Here is a 14,810-nt window from a genome sequence, read left to right on the forward strand (position 1 = left end):
CGGTGAAGGCGCGTTCAATCAGGGTGTCTTTTTCGCGGTTGGACAGCAACCCTGCTGGGGTGCGTGAAACGGTACTGAGGATGTTGGGAGGCACAATGGCAGCCATTTAAAATCTCCATCCGGTGCTTGTGAAACACCCGGTTTAGTGCGATGAGCGGTGGTTGAGAGGGGTGCTAAGTGTTGAGATCAAATGCAGGAGCAAACACATCAGGCGAAGAAAACAGACCTTCTGTGGTTTTTTCAGGATCAACCCTTTCACATCTCGGGCCATACAGATTCCCGCTCCAAGATCTCCTCATGATAGCCGATTCAGATGAGGAGGAATCTGGAATCGGTTTAGACGTTGCAGAGCAGATGCAAATGTTGAACTTAAATGTCCAACCCATCTGGGTTCTGGCTTGCATTCTGGTGTTTTCCTGCAAGCCTGGATTTGTGTAGATTGCCCTCAGGTTCAGGTGTGGAAGGTTTTATGATGGGTTTCAGCACAGGGTTTCAGTAAACAAAGCCTGCGTTCAGGAAAATGCATCTTCCCGCAGGCAGAGATCCTCCTGCTGCCATGCCAAGGAGCACACATGAACTGGGGAATCCTCGGAGCCGCCAACATCGCCCAAAAAGCCCTGATTCCTGCCATCCGTGAGGCAGGCAGCACTGTTTTTGCCGTGGCTGCCCGTGACCTGCAACGGGCCAGAGATTACGCTTCCCACAACCAGATTGAACATGCCCTCAGTTACGACGAACTGCTGGCCCACCCGGACATCGACATCATCTACAACCCACTCCCCAACTCCGGCCACCTGCCCCTGACCGTCAAAGCCCTGGAAGCAGGCAAACACGTGCTGTGTGAAAAACCCCTCACCCTCAATGCCGCAGAAGTCCAGACCATGATGGCTGCCCAGCAAGTTTCTGGCAAGGTGGTGATGGAGGCCTTCTTCTACCGTTTCCACCCCCAGATCCAGCGCCTGCTGGAGATCGTGCGTTCCGGTCAACTGGGAGAACTGCGCACCATGCGTTCGGCCTTCACTTTCACCCTCGGGAACCCGGATGACATCCGCTGGGATCCCAGACTGGGCGGAGGGGCCTTTTACGATGTGGGCTGTTACTGCGTGGACATCATGCGTCTGGTGGCAGGCAAAGCCCCGGTTGCTGTGCAGGCCGTGGCCCAGTTCACAGAGAGCAGGGTGGACCACACCACCAGTGCCCTGCTGGACTTTGGGGGCTTTGTGGGCCATCTGGACGCATCATTTGCAGTTCCCTTCGAGCAATTTCTCACTGTGGTGGGTGCCCATGGGGTCGTGCACCTGAATGCTCCCTTTGTGAGCATGGGACACAACGCCACCCTGACCCTGAATGGCCTCCCAGAAACTTTCGATGAGGTCAACGGCTACACCCAGATGGTGCAGCACTTCGAGCGTGCCGCCAGGGGAGAAGAAACCGTGCAGTACCCCTTGCACCTGGATTCTCTGGATCAGGCCCGGATTCTGGATCAGGTGTTGAAGCAGGTGGGCTACCCTGGTTTTTGAGCTTTTTGAGGAACATGAATTTTCCAAGAATGAACCCCCTGCCGCATGCAGGGGGTTCTGGTTTGTTTCTGGTTTCGGTCATTGTGATTGCTGCAGTTTCTGCAATTCCAATTCCAGCTGTTGCAGCAATTCGGTTTTGCTGAAAGTTGCCCCCTTTTGCCAGTGCTGCCCGAATTCTGCTGGAGAAAGCTGGGCTTGCAGTTCAAGCTGGAGGGGGTCCAGCACAAAAGCCTCCTGTGGGGTGGACTGGATGTCATATTCCTTTTTGAGGTGAGAAAGTGCGCCCAGATAAGCCACAGCTTTTTGCGGGTTGCCCTTCAGAAGCTGCAGGTGAACCATGGGAATGAGCATTTCCAGGACGCGCACCGGATCATGCAGGGCTTTCACAATGCGCAGGGTGGAAAGCAGCAGGGGTACAGCGTCTTCAAGGCTGCCCTGCAACAGGTGAAGCAGGCTGAGGGTCACAGGAATGCGGGTCAACCGAAAACCTGAGGTGTTGCAGGTCTCGAGGGCTTCTTCCAGGTCTTCACGGGCCTGCTCAAAGTGCCCCAGGTGCAGATGGGACTCTCCAGACCATCCCAGGGCCATGGCGTACACAAAACCACTGGTGTCTTTCTTGTCCCGCTGCTGCCTGATCCAGGGTGAGGTCAGGTGCAACACCTGGGTGAACTTGGCCTGTCTCACCAGCACATCTGCCAGATGGATGGTGGCGATGCTTTCCCCCCAGTGTTGTTTGAGCTGGCGAAACAGCTGGCTGCACAGCGTGAAGCTTTCCTCGGCAGCCTCCAGTTGCCCGGTGATCTGCTGGCAGCGCCCCAGGTGGTCTGTGACCCAGGCATATTCCTCCAGGTCACCCAGTTCCTGCATGATCTGGCGGCTTTCCTCGAAGTGGTGCATGGCCTCTGGATACTGACCATGGTTCATCATCACCTCTCCGGTGCCCTGCAAGGCCAATCCTATGCCCCGACGGTCTCCCACTTCACGGAATCCTGCCAGAGAAGCATAGAAAAGCTCTGCAGATTCGGCATGGTCGGCCTGGTCGTTGGCCAGCCAGCCTCCAGCCATTTGCAGGCGGGCTTCGAGTTCCCGCAGCACTTTGCGCTCCTCCAGGTTTTTGCTGCTGAGCAGGGCCATTTTGCTGCGCAACAGCACCTGCCTGATCCAGTTGCGGCCTTCCTGGTGGTGGGTTTTGAACTGCCAGAATTTCCAGATGCTGTTGCAGAGCTGCATGGCCCACAGCACCTCATGGTGCTCCAGCATGTAGGTCAGGGCTTCCCGCAGGTTTCCATGGTTGATTTGCAGGCGCTCCAGCCAGTCGTCCTGACCATCGCCCACCAGGTACCCTTCGGCCTGCTGTCCCAGGTTCAGGAAGTGTTGTGCATGGGCGTGTTGCACCTGGGCCTGCTCCTGTGAGGCCTGCAGCTTTTCCTGTGCAAATTCCCGGATGGTCTGCAGCATGCTGAAGCGTTTCTGGTTGCGCTGAAACTGAATCAGGCTTTTGGCGGCCAGTTTCATCAGGGTGCTTTGCAGGGAAACAGCGCTGGTGAACAGGGTGGACATTTCGGAGCAGACGGCCTGTGCCGCCTCGAAAGACCAGCCTCCCAGAAAAACCCCCATGCGGGCAAACACCCACTGCTCTTGTGGGTTCAGCAGGTGGTGGCTCCAGCTGATGGTGTTGCGCAGGGTTTTCTGGCGTTCGGCCAGGTTGCGGGGGCCTTCGGTCAGAACGTCCAGCCTTTTCTGCCCCAGGTCATGGGCCAGTTCTTCAGGAGAGAACAGATCCAGAGAGGCCGCTGCCAGTTCCAGGGCCAGAGGCAGGCCGTCCAGTTGCTGACAGATCTGCTGGATGGATTTCAGCTGTGCCCTGGAAAGCTCCAGTCCTGGGAGCACAGCCCTGGCCCGGTCAATGAACAGGCTCATGGCGCTGTACTGGTAGGCTTCTTCCTCGCTGGTGATGTCCCGGTCGGCAGGCATGCCCAGCGGAGGCACCACAAAAACCTGCTCTCCTGAAATGTTGAGTTTTTCACGGCTGGTCACCAGCATCTGCAAACCAGGGGCAGCAGCCAGCAACCCATCCAGCAGGGGTGCAGCTTCAATCACCTGTTCGAAATTGTCCAGCACCAGCAGTCTGGACTGTTTTTTCAGGTGGTCTTTGAGGTCTTCAATCAGGGGGCGGCGGCCTTCTTTGATCCCCAGCACCCTTGCGATGCTGGGCACCACCAGTTCAGGGTTCTGGATGCTGTCCAGGCCCACAAACCAAACCCCATCCTGGTAGTGCTCCTGCCGCAATTCGGCCACCTCGATGCTCAGGCGGGTTTTGCCAATGCCTCCCGGTCCCACCAGGGTGACCAGCCTGCGGTGTTCAAACAGGCTGTTGACCTCGGCCCATTCTTTTTCCCGGCCAAAGAAGTGGGTGGAGGGGACAGGCAGGGTGGTGGGGGTGGCCTGTTCATGCTGAAAGTTCAGCACTGTGCCCCGAAATCCTGCATCCAGCTGCCAGCCCTCCTCCCGACGCAGCAGTTGCTTCTGGTCCAGCAGGGCCTGCAGGATGGTCCTGACCCGGGCAGGCAACCCCTGAGAGGTTCCAAAAATCCAGTCGATCAATTCTGCAGGGGCTTCCCAGCGCAGGATTTCGCGCATCCACACCTGAATGGCATGCCGGGACAGGGGTGTGAGCACCACCTGCACTTCATTGCGGTTGCCTGGCTGCAACACTGGCGGAATGTCCTGCACGCCCTGCGTGTAAATGATGGCCAGAGGAGGACCACTCCAGTCCTGCAACAGCCGGGACAGCAGGGCACGGCTGGCCCAGTCCAGCAGGGCCATGTTCTCAATCAGGAGGGCCAGTCCTGCTTTTTGCTGTTCCTGCACAGCCTGGGTCAATTGTCTGACAATGCCTGTGACCCCAGCCTGAATGGACACCTCCAGACCCTGGGCATGCTGAAAAACCGCGTAAGGGCGGTGCTGCAGGGTGCGGGTGGGGGTGAGGGCAAGGTGAAGGTGGTTTCTGGCATGCAAATCCTGCTGGATGCGATTCAGAAAGAAAGTGCGCCCGGAGCCTGTTTCTCCAGTGATGCGCAGGATGCCAGTTCTGCTGGTTTCCAGCCGGTGCATGAACTGGTGGAACACGCCCAGCTGGTGGTCCCGTTCCAGGGGTCTGGACTGGGCATCGAACTGCAAAGCGGGTTTTTCGGCCAGGGATTGACTGACAAAGCGGTCCCGGCCCTGGCGTTTGGCCAGATAGTTGCGTTCGTCTGCCACCTGCAGCAGCTCCCGGCCTCCAGAAGCGTCTTCGGGAAAAACCGCCAGCCCCATGCTGATGGAGATTTTGAGCGGGGGAGACCCTTCCAGCACCTGGGAGCGCACCTGCTGCACCATGCGCTGGCATACAATTTCTGCCTGGGCACGTCCGGTGGAGGGAAGCAGCACCACAAATTCATCTCCACCGTAACGGAACAGCACATCTGAAGTTCTCAGGCTGGCCTGCACCACCTGCACCAGATGCACCAGCACTTCATCTCCCCGAGCGTGGCCGTAAGCATCGTTGACACTCTTGAAGTGGTCGATGTCAAACAGACACACGGTCAGCTGACCCTGTTCCCGCTGGGATCGGGCCACTTCTTCACTCAGCCGTGAGTCCAGCAGACCACGGGTGTAGGCTCCCGTCAGGGGATCCCGGATGTAATGTTCTTCTGGTTTCATTTGCCCGTGGGCAGGGTGGTTCATCTGTTGCTCCTCAGCGGAATGGGAAATCCGGTGGCCGGTGGTGCCTGAATGCCTTTTGGAGAGGACGCAGCCAGCGGAAGCAATGCTGTTGGGTTCTGGTGGATGTGCAGACGAAGCCCGGAGAAACGTCCATGTTTGATGTGCTCTGGGGAGGATTGCTTGATCTGTTGCCAGTCTAACAGCCCTGACCTGTCAGCTTTCTTTCCATCCTGTTGGGTTTTCCGAATGCGCAAAACCTTCATTCTGAACAGTAAAAACAGTTCCCCCTCCAATCTGGAGGGGGCGAAGGAGGAAAGGGATCCAGCAAACCACTCAGAAAACCCTGTTGCCACCCAGGGCGCTTCTGACCTGAAAGAGAATGCGGTGCAGTGGGCACCAGAGTTGATGCTGCTGTAAAAGCAGTCGGGATCAAAAAAGCACATACAGGGCATCCCGAAAGCCAGAGCCAGGCATAAGAGGCAGGACGACGGTGAGGAAAACAGCAAGGTTCTTCCCTTGCGTTCCAGACTCTGGCTTCGGGTGCAATCAGTATGCATGGTTACCGAAGTGCTGTCAATTGGTTCATTGAAGCAGTTCAAAAATCAAAACCACTTCGTTCTGAATGGAGTTTTCTTCAAAATCTCTTGTGCTTGAAGTTCGGTGAGGGGTTGGGCGGAATTTTACCCGGAAGCAGGAGCGCTTTCGGCTGGACGGGAAGAAGTTCTGGATTAAATTGTGTGCTGAGAATGAAAAATTGAAGTTTTTCGGTGGTGTTGTGTCACCGTATGCGCTATCGGAAAGTCCAACTGCCTGAACCCGGTGCATTTTTCCTGGAAAATCTTGAATGTTTATGCGAAAAATCGGAGACTTTGTTTGGTGGCAGATCAATCGAAGTGCTGTATAAATGAATCCCAGAGCAAAATTGAACTGGTTTAATAAAACTGTTGACAAAACCCGGATGCTGAAACATACTGAGAACCACCTAGAGCCATACGTTCAGCAGCCGTATTTTCATCGGGTAGAGTATACCTATGTCTAGGCCCACCATTTACGACGTGGCTCAAAAAGCTGGAGTCAGCGTCGCAACCGTCTCCAACGTCATCAACACACCAGCGAAAGTCAAGCCTGCTACCTTGCAGAAGGTCATGAAAGCCATAGACGATCTGAAGTTTGTTCCCAAACTGGAAGCCGTGACCTACAGCCGCAAAGGCTATGGATCCATTGGCGTGGTGGCCACCTTCACGGCGTATGCCTCTTTCAACATGAGGCTGGCCGGGGTGCTGGATGCCCTCAGAAACCAGCCTTACAAGGTGGTGGTCTACGACCAGACTTCGCCACAGCGGGAAGGGGATTACCTCGCCAAACTTCCCATCACCGGGCACCTCGATGGTGTGATCGTGATGTCCCTGCCCCTGGGAGACCAGGTGGTCAGACGCCTGCAAGACCGCAAACTGGAAACCGTGCTCGTGGAATGCGATGCCCAGGATTTCAGCAGTGTGGAGATCGACAACGTCAAAGGAGGAAGACTTGCTGCAGAACACCTGCTGTCCAGAGGCTACAAAAGGCCCGCTTTTCTGGGAGAACAGCAATTTGCCCACTCCACAGTGGTGCTCTCTGGAGGCAGGCTCACCGGCTTCAAAAAAGCCCTGGAAGATGCCGGAATCGGACTTCCTGACCGCTACATCTCGCTGGGCACCTACGGGGTGGAAGAAGCCCAGAAGCAGGCCACCGAACTCCTCAGCCTGAAAGATCCACCAGATGCCATCTTTGCCTACAGCGATCTGCAGGCCGCCGGGGTGCTCAAAGCTGCCCGCGCACTGAACCTGAAAGTGCCAGACGACATCGCCGTGATCGGTTTCGATGACATGGATTTCGCAGATTTTCTGGGACTCACCACCGTGCATCAACCGCTCATCGAATCTGGAAAAGTGGCAGCCCGCTTGCTGCTGGACCGCCTGGCCAACCCCAGTGCTTCTGCCCAGCAGGTGATCTTGCCTGTGCGGGTGATCCAGCGCCAGACCACCTGACCTGCTGATTGAACCTGCAGTTCTGTTGCCTCAAAACCTGACTCCAGCACCTCAAATGCTGCGGGTGTCCTCAATCCTTGCTTTCTGCATGTTGTCCTGATGCTTCCCTGATCCCCTTTTCCCCTGAAATTCAATGTTCTGAAGGAGGCTGTCTTGCCACCCTGATCCACCTTGCGGGCTGAACCCCACCAGGTTGCCCCGTCGTTTGTTGTTCTGGCTTTTCCCTGATCTCACCAGCAAACCTGCAGATTCACAGTTCATGTTTTGAACCGTGGACGTGCTGGCTTTGTGCTGCCTGAGGTCTGGTTTTGCACTCGAAGCCTTTGTTTCTGAAGTCTCTGTCTCTGAAGGAGGAAAGAACATGCGTTCATCTGTCATGCGTTCATCTGTTCAGCACATCCACAAGGCCCTTTTGCTGGGGGCCTGCAGCACTTTTTTCCTGGCACACTCTGCATTTGCTGCCACTGCAGACCTGGAGAAGAAAGCTTTCAATTACGCCAGTTCGCTGGTCAAAGGCCAGAAGCCCGGAGGTAAAGTTTCTGTTTTTGCTGTCTGGTCCGGTGTGGAGCAAGAAAACTTTTTGCGGGCCATCAAACCCTTCACGGATGCCACAGGCATTCAGGTGGAATACGAGGCCACCCGTGACATCAACGCTGTGCTGACCACCCGTGTGCAGGGGGGAAATGCTCCTGACATCGCTGTGGTGCCTTCCATCAGCCTGCTGCAGGAATGGGCAGAAGGTGGAAAGCTCACGGATCTGGATGGCATTGTGGGCACTTCAGTGCTGGAAAAGAACTTCGGACCAGGGTTCCTGGATCTCGGCGGTTACAAGGGCAAGACCTACGGGCTTTTCATCAATGCCGATGTGAAAGGCCTGGTCTGGTACAACACCAAAACCTACAAAGGCCCCAAAAACCCCAAAAACTGGGATGAACTGGCTGCCTGGGCCAGCAAGACTGCCGCTGCAGGCACCACACCCTGGTGCGTGGGTGTGGAGAGCGGAGCTGCTTCAGGCTGGGCCGGAACCGACTGGGTGGAGAACATCCTGCTCAGGCAGAGTGGTCCCAGAGTCTACGACCAGTGGTATCAGGGCAAACTCCCCTGGACCTCCAACGAAGTCAAATCTGCCTTCCAGGCTTTTGGCAAGGTCGCCACGGATCCCAAAATGGTTTACGGTGGCCCCACCACCGTGCTGACCACCAACTTCAGCGATGCCGCCACCCCCATGTTCGGCAACCCGCCCAAATGCTTCCTGCACCATCAGGCCTCCTTCATCCCCTCCTTCTTAGAGAAGAACACCCCCGGACTGCAGGCCATCACTGGCTACAATTTCTTCGGTTTCCCCAACATCAACCCACAGTACGCTGGCACCATTGAGATCAACGGAGACATGGTGGGCCTGTTCAAGAAAACCCCCCAGAGTGCCCTGCTGATGAAATACCTCGCCAGCACCGAAGCGCAATCCATCTGGCCCAGCCTGGGAGGCAAACTCTCGCCCAACAAGCGCGTGGCCCTCAGTGTGCTCCCCAACAAAATGGCTGCAGGTTTCCAGAAGACCCTCAATGGGGCCAGATCGGTGCGCTTTGACGCTTCTGACCTGATGCCGGATCGCATCAACAAAGCCTTCTGGAAGGCCATCCTGGATTACGTGCAGAACCCCTCCAGACTGGACGCCATCTTGCAGGAACTGGAAAAAACCCGTCAGGAAGTTTACTGACCGTTCAGCCTGATGGGCTATGAAACGCAACCCGGACTGGATGGCACCTCCATCTGGTCCGGGTGCCCAGGAGAGATCGATGTTGGAAAAACTTGTCCTTGCCTTCCTGATCCCTGTTCTGATTGTGGGAGGTTTGCTGTTTTATCTGTACCTGGGTGAGGCCCTGATTGCCCGCCTGCCCAGAAGCCGCCAGGGAGCCATTCGCCCCTGGATCTGGCTGTCTCCAGCCCTGCTTTTGCTGGTGGTGATCATGGTCTGGCCCCTCTTGCAATCTTTTGTGGCCAGTTTCCAGCATGTCACCGGAGATGCCGTCACGGGTCCTTTCGTGGGCATCCAGAACTACATCACGGCCTTCACGGACCCACAGATGCTGGGTTCCATGGTCAACAACCTGTACTGGATTGTCTTTTTCACCGGAGTGACCGTGTGCGGTGGGCTGGCCCTCGCGGTGCTGGTCAACCGGGTGAAATATGGTGGTCCGGTCAAGACCATCCTGTTCATGCCCATGGCCATTTCTTTTGTGGCCACGGGTGTGATCTGGCGTTTCATGTACGCCTACCGCCCCGAAGATGCCCCCCAGATTGGCACCCTCAATGCTGTGGTGACAGGGCTGTTCCACATTCCTCCAGTGGCCTGGATTTTCCAGCAGCCAGGGAACAACCTGGCCCTGATTGTGGTGGGGGTCTGGATGTTCACCGGGTTCTGCCTGGTGATCCTCAACGCAGGTCTGCGCAGTCTCCCAGAAGAAGTCCATGAAGCTGCACGGGTGGATGGAGCCACCGAATGGCAGGTGTTCAGCCGCATCACCGTTCCGCTGCTGGCCCCCACCATTTCCGTGGTCGCCACCACCATGGTGATCAACGCCCTGAAGATGTTCGACATCGTGTATGTGATGACCGCTGGCAACTTCGGCACCGATGTGATCGCCAACCAGATTTACAAGCAACTGTACAGTTCCCGCGATCTGGGGATGGCCAGCACGCTGGCAGTGATCCTGCTGGTGGTGATCTTCCCCTTCATGGTGCAGAACGTGCGGCGCTTTCACGCCCAGGAGAACCGCTGATGATCGTCCAGAAAAAAGTGAATGCCCAGCGCAGCCCATGGCTGAGTGTGGTGTTCTTTCGCAACCTGCCCACCTACCTGCTCCTGCTCCTGACCAGCGTGATGTGGATTTTGCCCACCCTGGCCCTCCTGGTCAGTTCTTTCCGACCCCAGGACAAAATTGCCAATACCGGCTGGTGGACCTTTTCCTTCAGTGAATTCACCCTTGCCAACTATCAGGCGGTCTTTGCCGCCAACAACCTGGGTCTGGCTTTTGTGAACAGCCTGTACCTGACCATCCCGGCCACAGTCCTGACCATTGCCGTGGCCTCCCTGGCGGCTTACGCGTTCTCCTGGATGCGCTTTTCGGGCAGCAACCTGATCTTCACGGTACTGGTGGCCCTGTCCATCGTGCCCATCCAGATGTCCCTGGGTCCCATTCTGAAGCTGATGTCTGCGTTGCACCTGACCGGGCGTTTTGAAGCCGTGTGGATTTTTCACGCCGGGATTGGTTTGCCTTTCGCCATCTTTCTGATGCGCAACTTTTTCAGTGCTTTGCCAAAAGAGATGTTCGAGTCTGCCTATCTGGATGGTGCTTCTCCGCTGGTGGCATTTTTCAGGCTGGCTTTGCCCACCTCTGTGCCTGCACTGGCTTCCCTGGCGATCTTTCAATTCATGTGGGTCTGGAACGATTTGCTGGTGGCCCTGATCTTCCTGGGAGGCACCCCCTCGGTGGCCGTGCTGCCCGTGGCCATTTCCTATCTGGTGGGCCAGTACGGAGACGGCTGGCAACTTCTGACCGCAGCGGCGTTCATTTCCATGGCCCTCCCCCTGCTGCTTTTTTTCACCATGCAACGCTATTTTGTGCAGGGCATTCTGGCTGGATCGGTCAAAGGCTGAGTGCCGGAAGTCCACAGCAGACAGTTTTCAGTAAACAGTTCACAGCAGAAGTGTTGTTTTCCTCTGAAATTTGCTTGCAGAAAACAAAAAGAAAAGACCCCGAGATTGTATGCTCGGGGTTTTTGGCTGTTTACTGAAAACTGTTTACTGAAAACTCAAAAAACGAAATCTTCGTCCCGCAAGGCTTCCACACGGGTGGTCTTGATGTAGCCGTTTCCCTTGGTGGAAAAGAAATCGTGGTTCTTGGTGTCGGTGCGCAGACCGCTCAGAACCATCGGGTTGATGTCCTCTTCAGAAACATCAAAGTGCACCTCCTGCCCCAGGTTCATCAGGGCCTTGTCTGCGTTGTACCGGGAAAACTGCAGCACCTGCTCGGTCAGACCCAGAGGGGCATAGAGTTCGCTGGTGTAACGGGTTTCCAGCCCATAAAGCTGTTCCAGAATGCCCACGGTTTCCTGCTGCACTTCTTTTTGTGCCCGTTCAGGAAGGCGCTGGAAAACCTCCTGGGCCAGCAGTCCGGTGTACACCCCGTGCACAGACTCGTCCCGGATGATCAAATTGATGATTTCCCCGCTGCTCACCAGTTTGCCCTGACCCGCCAGATACAGCGGGTAAAAAAAGCCAGAGTAAAACAGAAAGGACTCCAGAAAAACACTGGTGGTCATGGCCAGGTACAGGGTTCTGTCGTTGTGAATGTTGCTGTACTGCCGGTGTACAAAATCAATCTTGTCCTGCAGGAATCGGTTTTTTTCCACCCAGCCAAAAATCCCGTTGATGCGTTCGGTGGTGCAGAGGGTGGAGAAAATGCTGCTGTAGCTCTTGGCATGCATGTGCTCCATGGCTCCCATGAAGCTCAGCACGGCTTTGCTCTGCAGGTTGGGCACAGCGTGGGCAATCTGGGGCATCCCGAAACTGCCCTGTTCGGTGTCCAGCAAAGTCAGGCCACCCAGCACATGCTCGTAGGTGCGCTGTTCTTCTCTGGAAAGGGTCATCCAGACCAGTTTGTCGTCTGCCAGTGGGATTTCCTCATCCACCCAGAATTGCCGCACGTTCTGGTCCCAGAACAGTTTGCTGTAAGGGTCCTGGGTGAGGTTCCAGTTGACGGCAGAGAAAGGGGATGTTTCGGTCAGATGGCGCATGAGATGCATTCCTCCACACTCAGGTTCTTGGTCCGGGTGTAATACAGGCTTTTCAGGCCCTTCTTGTAGGCGTAAATGTAGAGCCTGGCCAGATCGCGGGTGCTGGTTTCACTGGTGACGTACAGGATGGTGCTGATGCCCTGGTCCACATGCTGCTGGATTTCAGAGACCAGATCGATCACCTGCATCATGTCCATGTGGTAGGCAGATTTGTAGTAAAAGAACGTCTCGGGAGACAGGAACGGCATGGGGTAATAGGTGGTGGCATTCCCGTAAGTTCTGGCTTCGATGTGGTCCACAATGGGCATCACCGAAGAGGTGGAGTTCTGGATGTAACTGATGCTCTGCGTGGGTGCAATGGCCATGCGGTAAGCGTGGTACAGGCCGTGTTTTTGCACCTCGGCTTTCAGTCTGGCCCAGTCTGCCTGGGTGGGAATCTGGAAGCCCTCAAAGAGCTTTTGCACTTTCTGGGTGCGGGGTGCAAAAGAGGTGTCCTCGTACAGCTTGAAGTAAGTGCCCGTGGCGTAATCGGACTGCTCAAAGTTCAGGAAGGTCTGGCCTTTCTCGCGGGCAATCTGCATGCTGCGCTCCAGCGAGTAAAAATTCACCATCATGAAGAAGGTGCGCACAAAATCGCGGGCCTCCTCGCTCTCATAACGCAGGTGGTTTTTGGCCAGAAAGCCGTGCAGGTTCATGGCCCCCAGACCCACCGCATGGTAGGCATCGTTGGCGCTTTTGACCCCCGGAGCGTTGGCAATGCTGGACATGTCAGACACGGCGGTCAAGGCGTCCATGCCCGTGTGCACGCTTTCCTGCAAGCTCCCGGCCTCCATCACATTCACGATGTTCAGGGACCCCAGGTTGCAGCAGATGTCATGCCCGATCTGGTCTGCCTCGCCATAATCCCCGATGCTGGAGGTGGTCTGCAGCTGGAAAATCTCGGTGCAGAGGTTGGACATCTTGATCTGCCCAATGTTCTTTAAAGGGTTCATGCGGTTGGCCGCAGATTTGTAGATGATGTAAGGGTAGCCCGATTCAAACTGGGTGGTGGCAATGCGGGTCAGCATGGCACGGGCATTCAAGGGCTTCTTGACCACCTCTGGATGGGAGGCCAGCTGGTCGTACATCACGTCCAGATCCATGTCATCCAGGTGCTGTCCGAAGGCTTTGCGCACCGACAGCGGAGCAAAAATGTAGAAGTCCTGGTTTTTTGCAGCCAGTTCAAAGAAACGGTCAGGCACGATCAGTCCCAGAGAGAGGGTCTGGATGCGGCTCTTCTCGTCTGCGTTGATTTTCTTGGTGTCCAGAAACTCTTCCACATCCCAGTGGAAGATGTTCAGGTAGACCGCTCCGGCCCCTTTGCGTTGCCCCATCTGGTCTGCATAGTTGAAGGAATCCTCCAGCAGCTTCATCACCGGAACCACACCCTTGGCGGCCAGGGCCACCTCCTTGATGGATTCCCCTCTGGAACGCAGTTTGGACAGGTTCAGGGCCACACCCCCACCAATCTTGGAGAGCTGCATGGCGGTGTTGATGTTGTACCCGATGGCGTTCAGGCTGTCGTCCACTTCCAGCAGGAAGCAGGACACCAGTTCACCCCTTCTGGCCCGACCTGCATTCAAAAAGGTGGGGGTGGCAGGCTGGTAACGCTGCTGCATCATGGCGTTGATGTAACGGCTGGCCTGCTGCACATTCCCCTGCCCGAGGTGCAAGGCCACCGCCACCACCCGGTCCTGATAGCGCTCCAGGTAGTGTTTCCTGTCATTGGTTTTCAGGGCGTAATCCTTGTAGAACTTGGACACCGCCATGAAAGACTGGAACCGAAAAGGATGGCTGTACGCCTGCTCGATCAGGCCCAGCACGGCTTCTTCGGAGTACACCTCAAAGAAGTTCTCGTAATACTGTTCGGCAATCAGGCGGTGCATGCGGACCAGGGGAGAGGAGAAACGCAAAAGCTTTTGTTCCACCTCCTGCTCAAAAGCCTGCACAGCTTCCAGATCCTTCTCAATCTGAAAGAACCCTTCTTTTTTCTGCATCACCTGACTGTTCAGTTCCAGATAACCCATGACCACTTCGTTCAAGACCCTTCACTCCTTCCAGCACTTCTAAAAACCGCACCACATCACCGGGCCGACCAGAGAGTTCAAATTTCTGCACCACCGGAACCTGCAACTGCTGTGCAAGCACGTCTGCGGCCCGTCCGTAGCTGTCTCCCCAGTTGCGGTTGCCACTGGCCGCCACCGCCTGAATCCAGTGGGCATTGCGGCTGGCGAACTGTTGGACTTCTGCAGGCACCTGTCCCAGACCTGTTGTGTAAGTCAGCAGCAAGCAGGGTTCCTGCACGGTTTCCTCACCCGAGTACAGCCTCAAAGCGGGCAATGCACCCAGTTTGCGCACAAACCGTTCAATGTTTCCTGTTCTGGACGCATAAACCAGCAGCATGACCCTCTCCATAACCCTGCACAACAACATAAAGCAACACAAAAGAACACTGGCCTGCCCTCAAGCAGGTCCACAAAAAAGCCCTCACCCGGAAGGTGGGGTTCAGGGGGATCTGTACCGTTTGACCATGTCGCTCTTTTCTGGAAGCGATGGGTGAAATTCACGTTTTCACGTGCCCATGACGCGAGGCGGTGCATCCGACTGGCATTCGGACTTCTCTGGTTTTGACCCCAGAGTCACCGTTGCGCGTCAGTCCCGGAATGTTGCCCAGAATGGTTCAGGCCTTTCACCGGGTTCCCCAGTCACATCAAGGGAAGCT

9 protein-coding genes are annotated in these 14,810 nt (G+C 56.0%); 5 read left to right on the plus strand and 4 right to left on the minus strand.

Annotated elements, in window-relative coordinates:
- Nucleotides 1–572: 572 nt before the first annotated feature.
- Nucleotides 573–1,520, plus strand: coding sequence for a Gfo/Idh/MocA family protein (locus IEY52_RS08660; protein ID WP_189002289.1), 948 nt, complete (start codon nucleotides 573–575; stop codon nucleotides 1,518–1,520).
- A 78-nt stretch (nucleotides 1,521–1,598) separates the two neighbouring features.
- On the opposite strand, the gene IEY52_RS08665 is transcribed toward IEY52_RS08660, so the two are convergent.
- A complete protein-coding gene (locus IEY52_RS08665) occupies nucleotides 1,599–5,246 on the minus strand; it encodes a diguanylate cyclase (RefSeq protein WP_189002290.1) in 3,648 nt (1,215 codons plus the stop codon).
- A 1,010-nt stretch (nucleotides 5,247–6,256) separates the two neighbouring features.
- On the opposite strand from IEY52_RS08665, the gene IEY52_RS08670 reads away from it, so the two are divergent.
- From IEY52_RS08670 to IEY52_RS08685, 4 genes are all read left to right on the plus strand, one after another.
- On the plus strand, nucleotides 6,257–7,252 hold the full coding sequence (locus IEY52_RS08670; protein WP_189002291.1) for a LacI family DNA-binding transcriptional regulator: 996 nt from the start codon (nucleotides 6,257–6,259) through the stop codon (nucleotides 7,250–7,252).
- 361 nt (nucleotides 7,253–7,613) lie between these two features.
- A complete protein-coding gene (locus tag IEY52_RS08675; RefSeq protein WP_189002292.1) occupies nucleotides 7,614–8,969 on the plus strand; it encodes an ABC transporter substrate-binding protein in 1,356 nt (451 codons plus the stop codon).
- Between the two features lie 79 nt (nucleotides 8,970–9,048).
- Nucleotides 9,049–10,032: a carbohydrate ABC transporter permease gene (locus IEY52_RS08680; RefSeq protein ID WP_229684694.1), complete on the plus strand. Its 984-nt coding sequence runs from the start codon at nucleotides 9,049–9,051 to the stop codon at nucleotides 10,030–10,032.
- Complete coding sequence (locus IEY52_RS08685) at nucleotides 10,032–10,910, plus strand: carbohydrate ABC transporter permease (RefSeq protein WP_189002293.1); 879 nt, start codon at nucleotides 10,032–10,034, stop codon at nucleotides 10,908–10,910. Before IEY52_RS08680 ends, IEY52_RS08685 begins: the two co-directional genes overlap by 1 nt.
- Nucleotides 10,911–11,065: 155 nt before the next feature.
- Here the strand turns inward: IEY52_RS08685 and nrdF are convergent, their stop codons facing one another.
- From nrdF to nrdI, 3 genes are read right to left on the minus strand one after another with little or no spacing between them, the layout of a single operon-like run.
- Nucleotides 11,066–12,049: a class 1b ribonucleoside-diphosphate reductase subunit beta gene (nrdF, locus tag IEY52_RS08690; protein WP_189002294.1), complete on the minus strand. Its 984-nt coding sequence runs from the start codon at nucleotides 12,047–12,049 to the stop codon at nucleotides 11,066–11,068.
- On the minus strand, nucleotides 12,037–14,121 hold the full coding sequence (gene nrdE, locus IEY52_RS08695; protein ID WP_229684710.1) for a class 1b ribonucleoside-diphosphate reductase subunit alpha: 2,085 nt from the start codon (nucleotides 14,119–14,121) through the stop codon (nucleotides 12,037–12,039). The genes nrdF and nrdE overlap by 13 nt, the downstream gene beginning before the upstream one ends.
- Nucleotides 14,054–14,491 (minus strand): class Ib ribonucleoside-diphosphate reductase assembly flavoprotein NrdI, encoded by a 438-nt coding sequence (nrdI, locus tag IEY52_RS08700; RefSeq protein ID WP_189002295.1) that lies wholly within the window; start codon nucleotides 14,489–14,491, stop codon nucleotides 14,054–14,056. Before nrdI ends, nrdE begins: the two co-directional genes overlap by 68 nt.
- Between the last annotated feature and the right edge of the window lie 319 nt (nucleotides 14,492–14,810).

Source organism: Deinococcus roseus, from assembly GCF_014646895.1.
Taxonomy (GTDB): domain Bacteria; phylum Deinococcota; class Deinococci; order Deinococcales; family Deinococcaceae; genus Deinococcus_C; species Deinococcus_C roseus.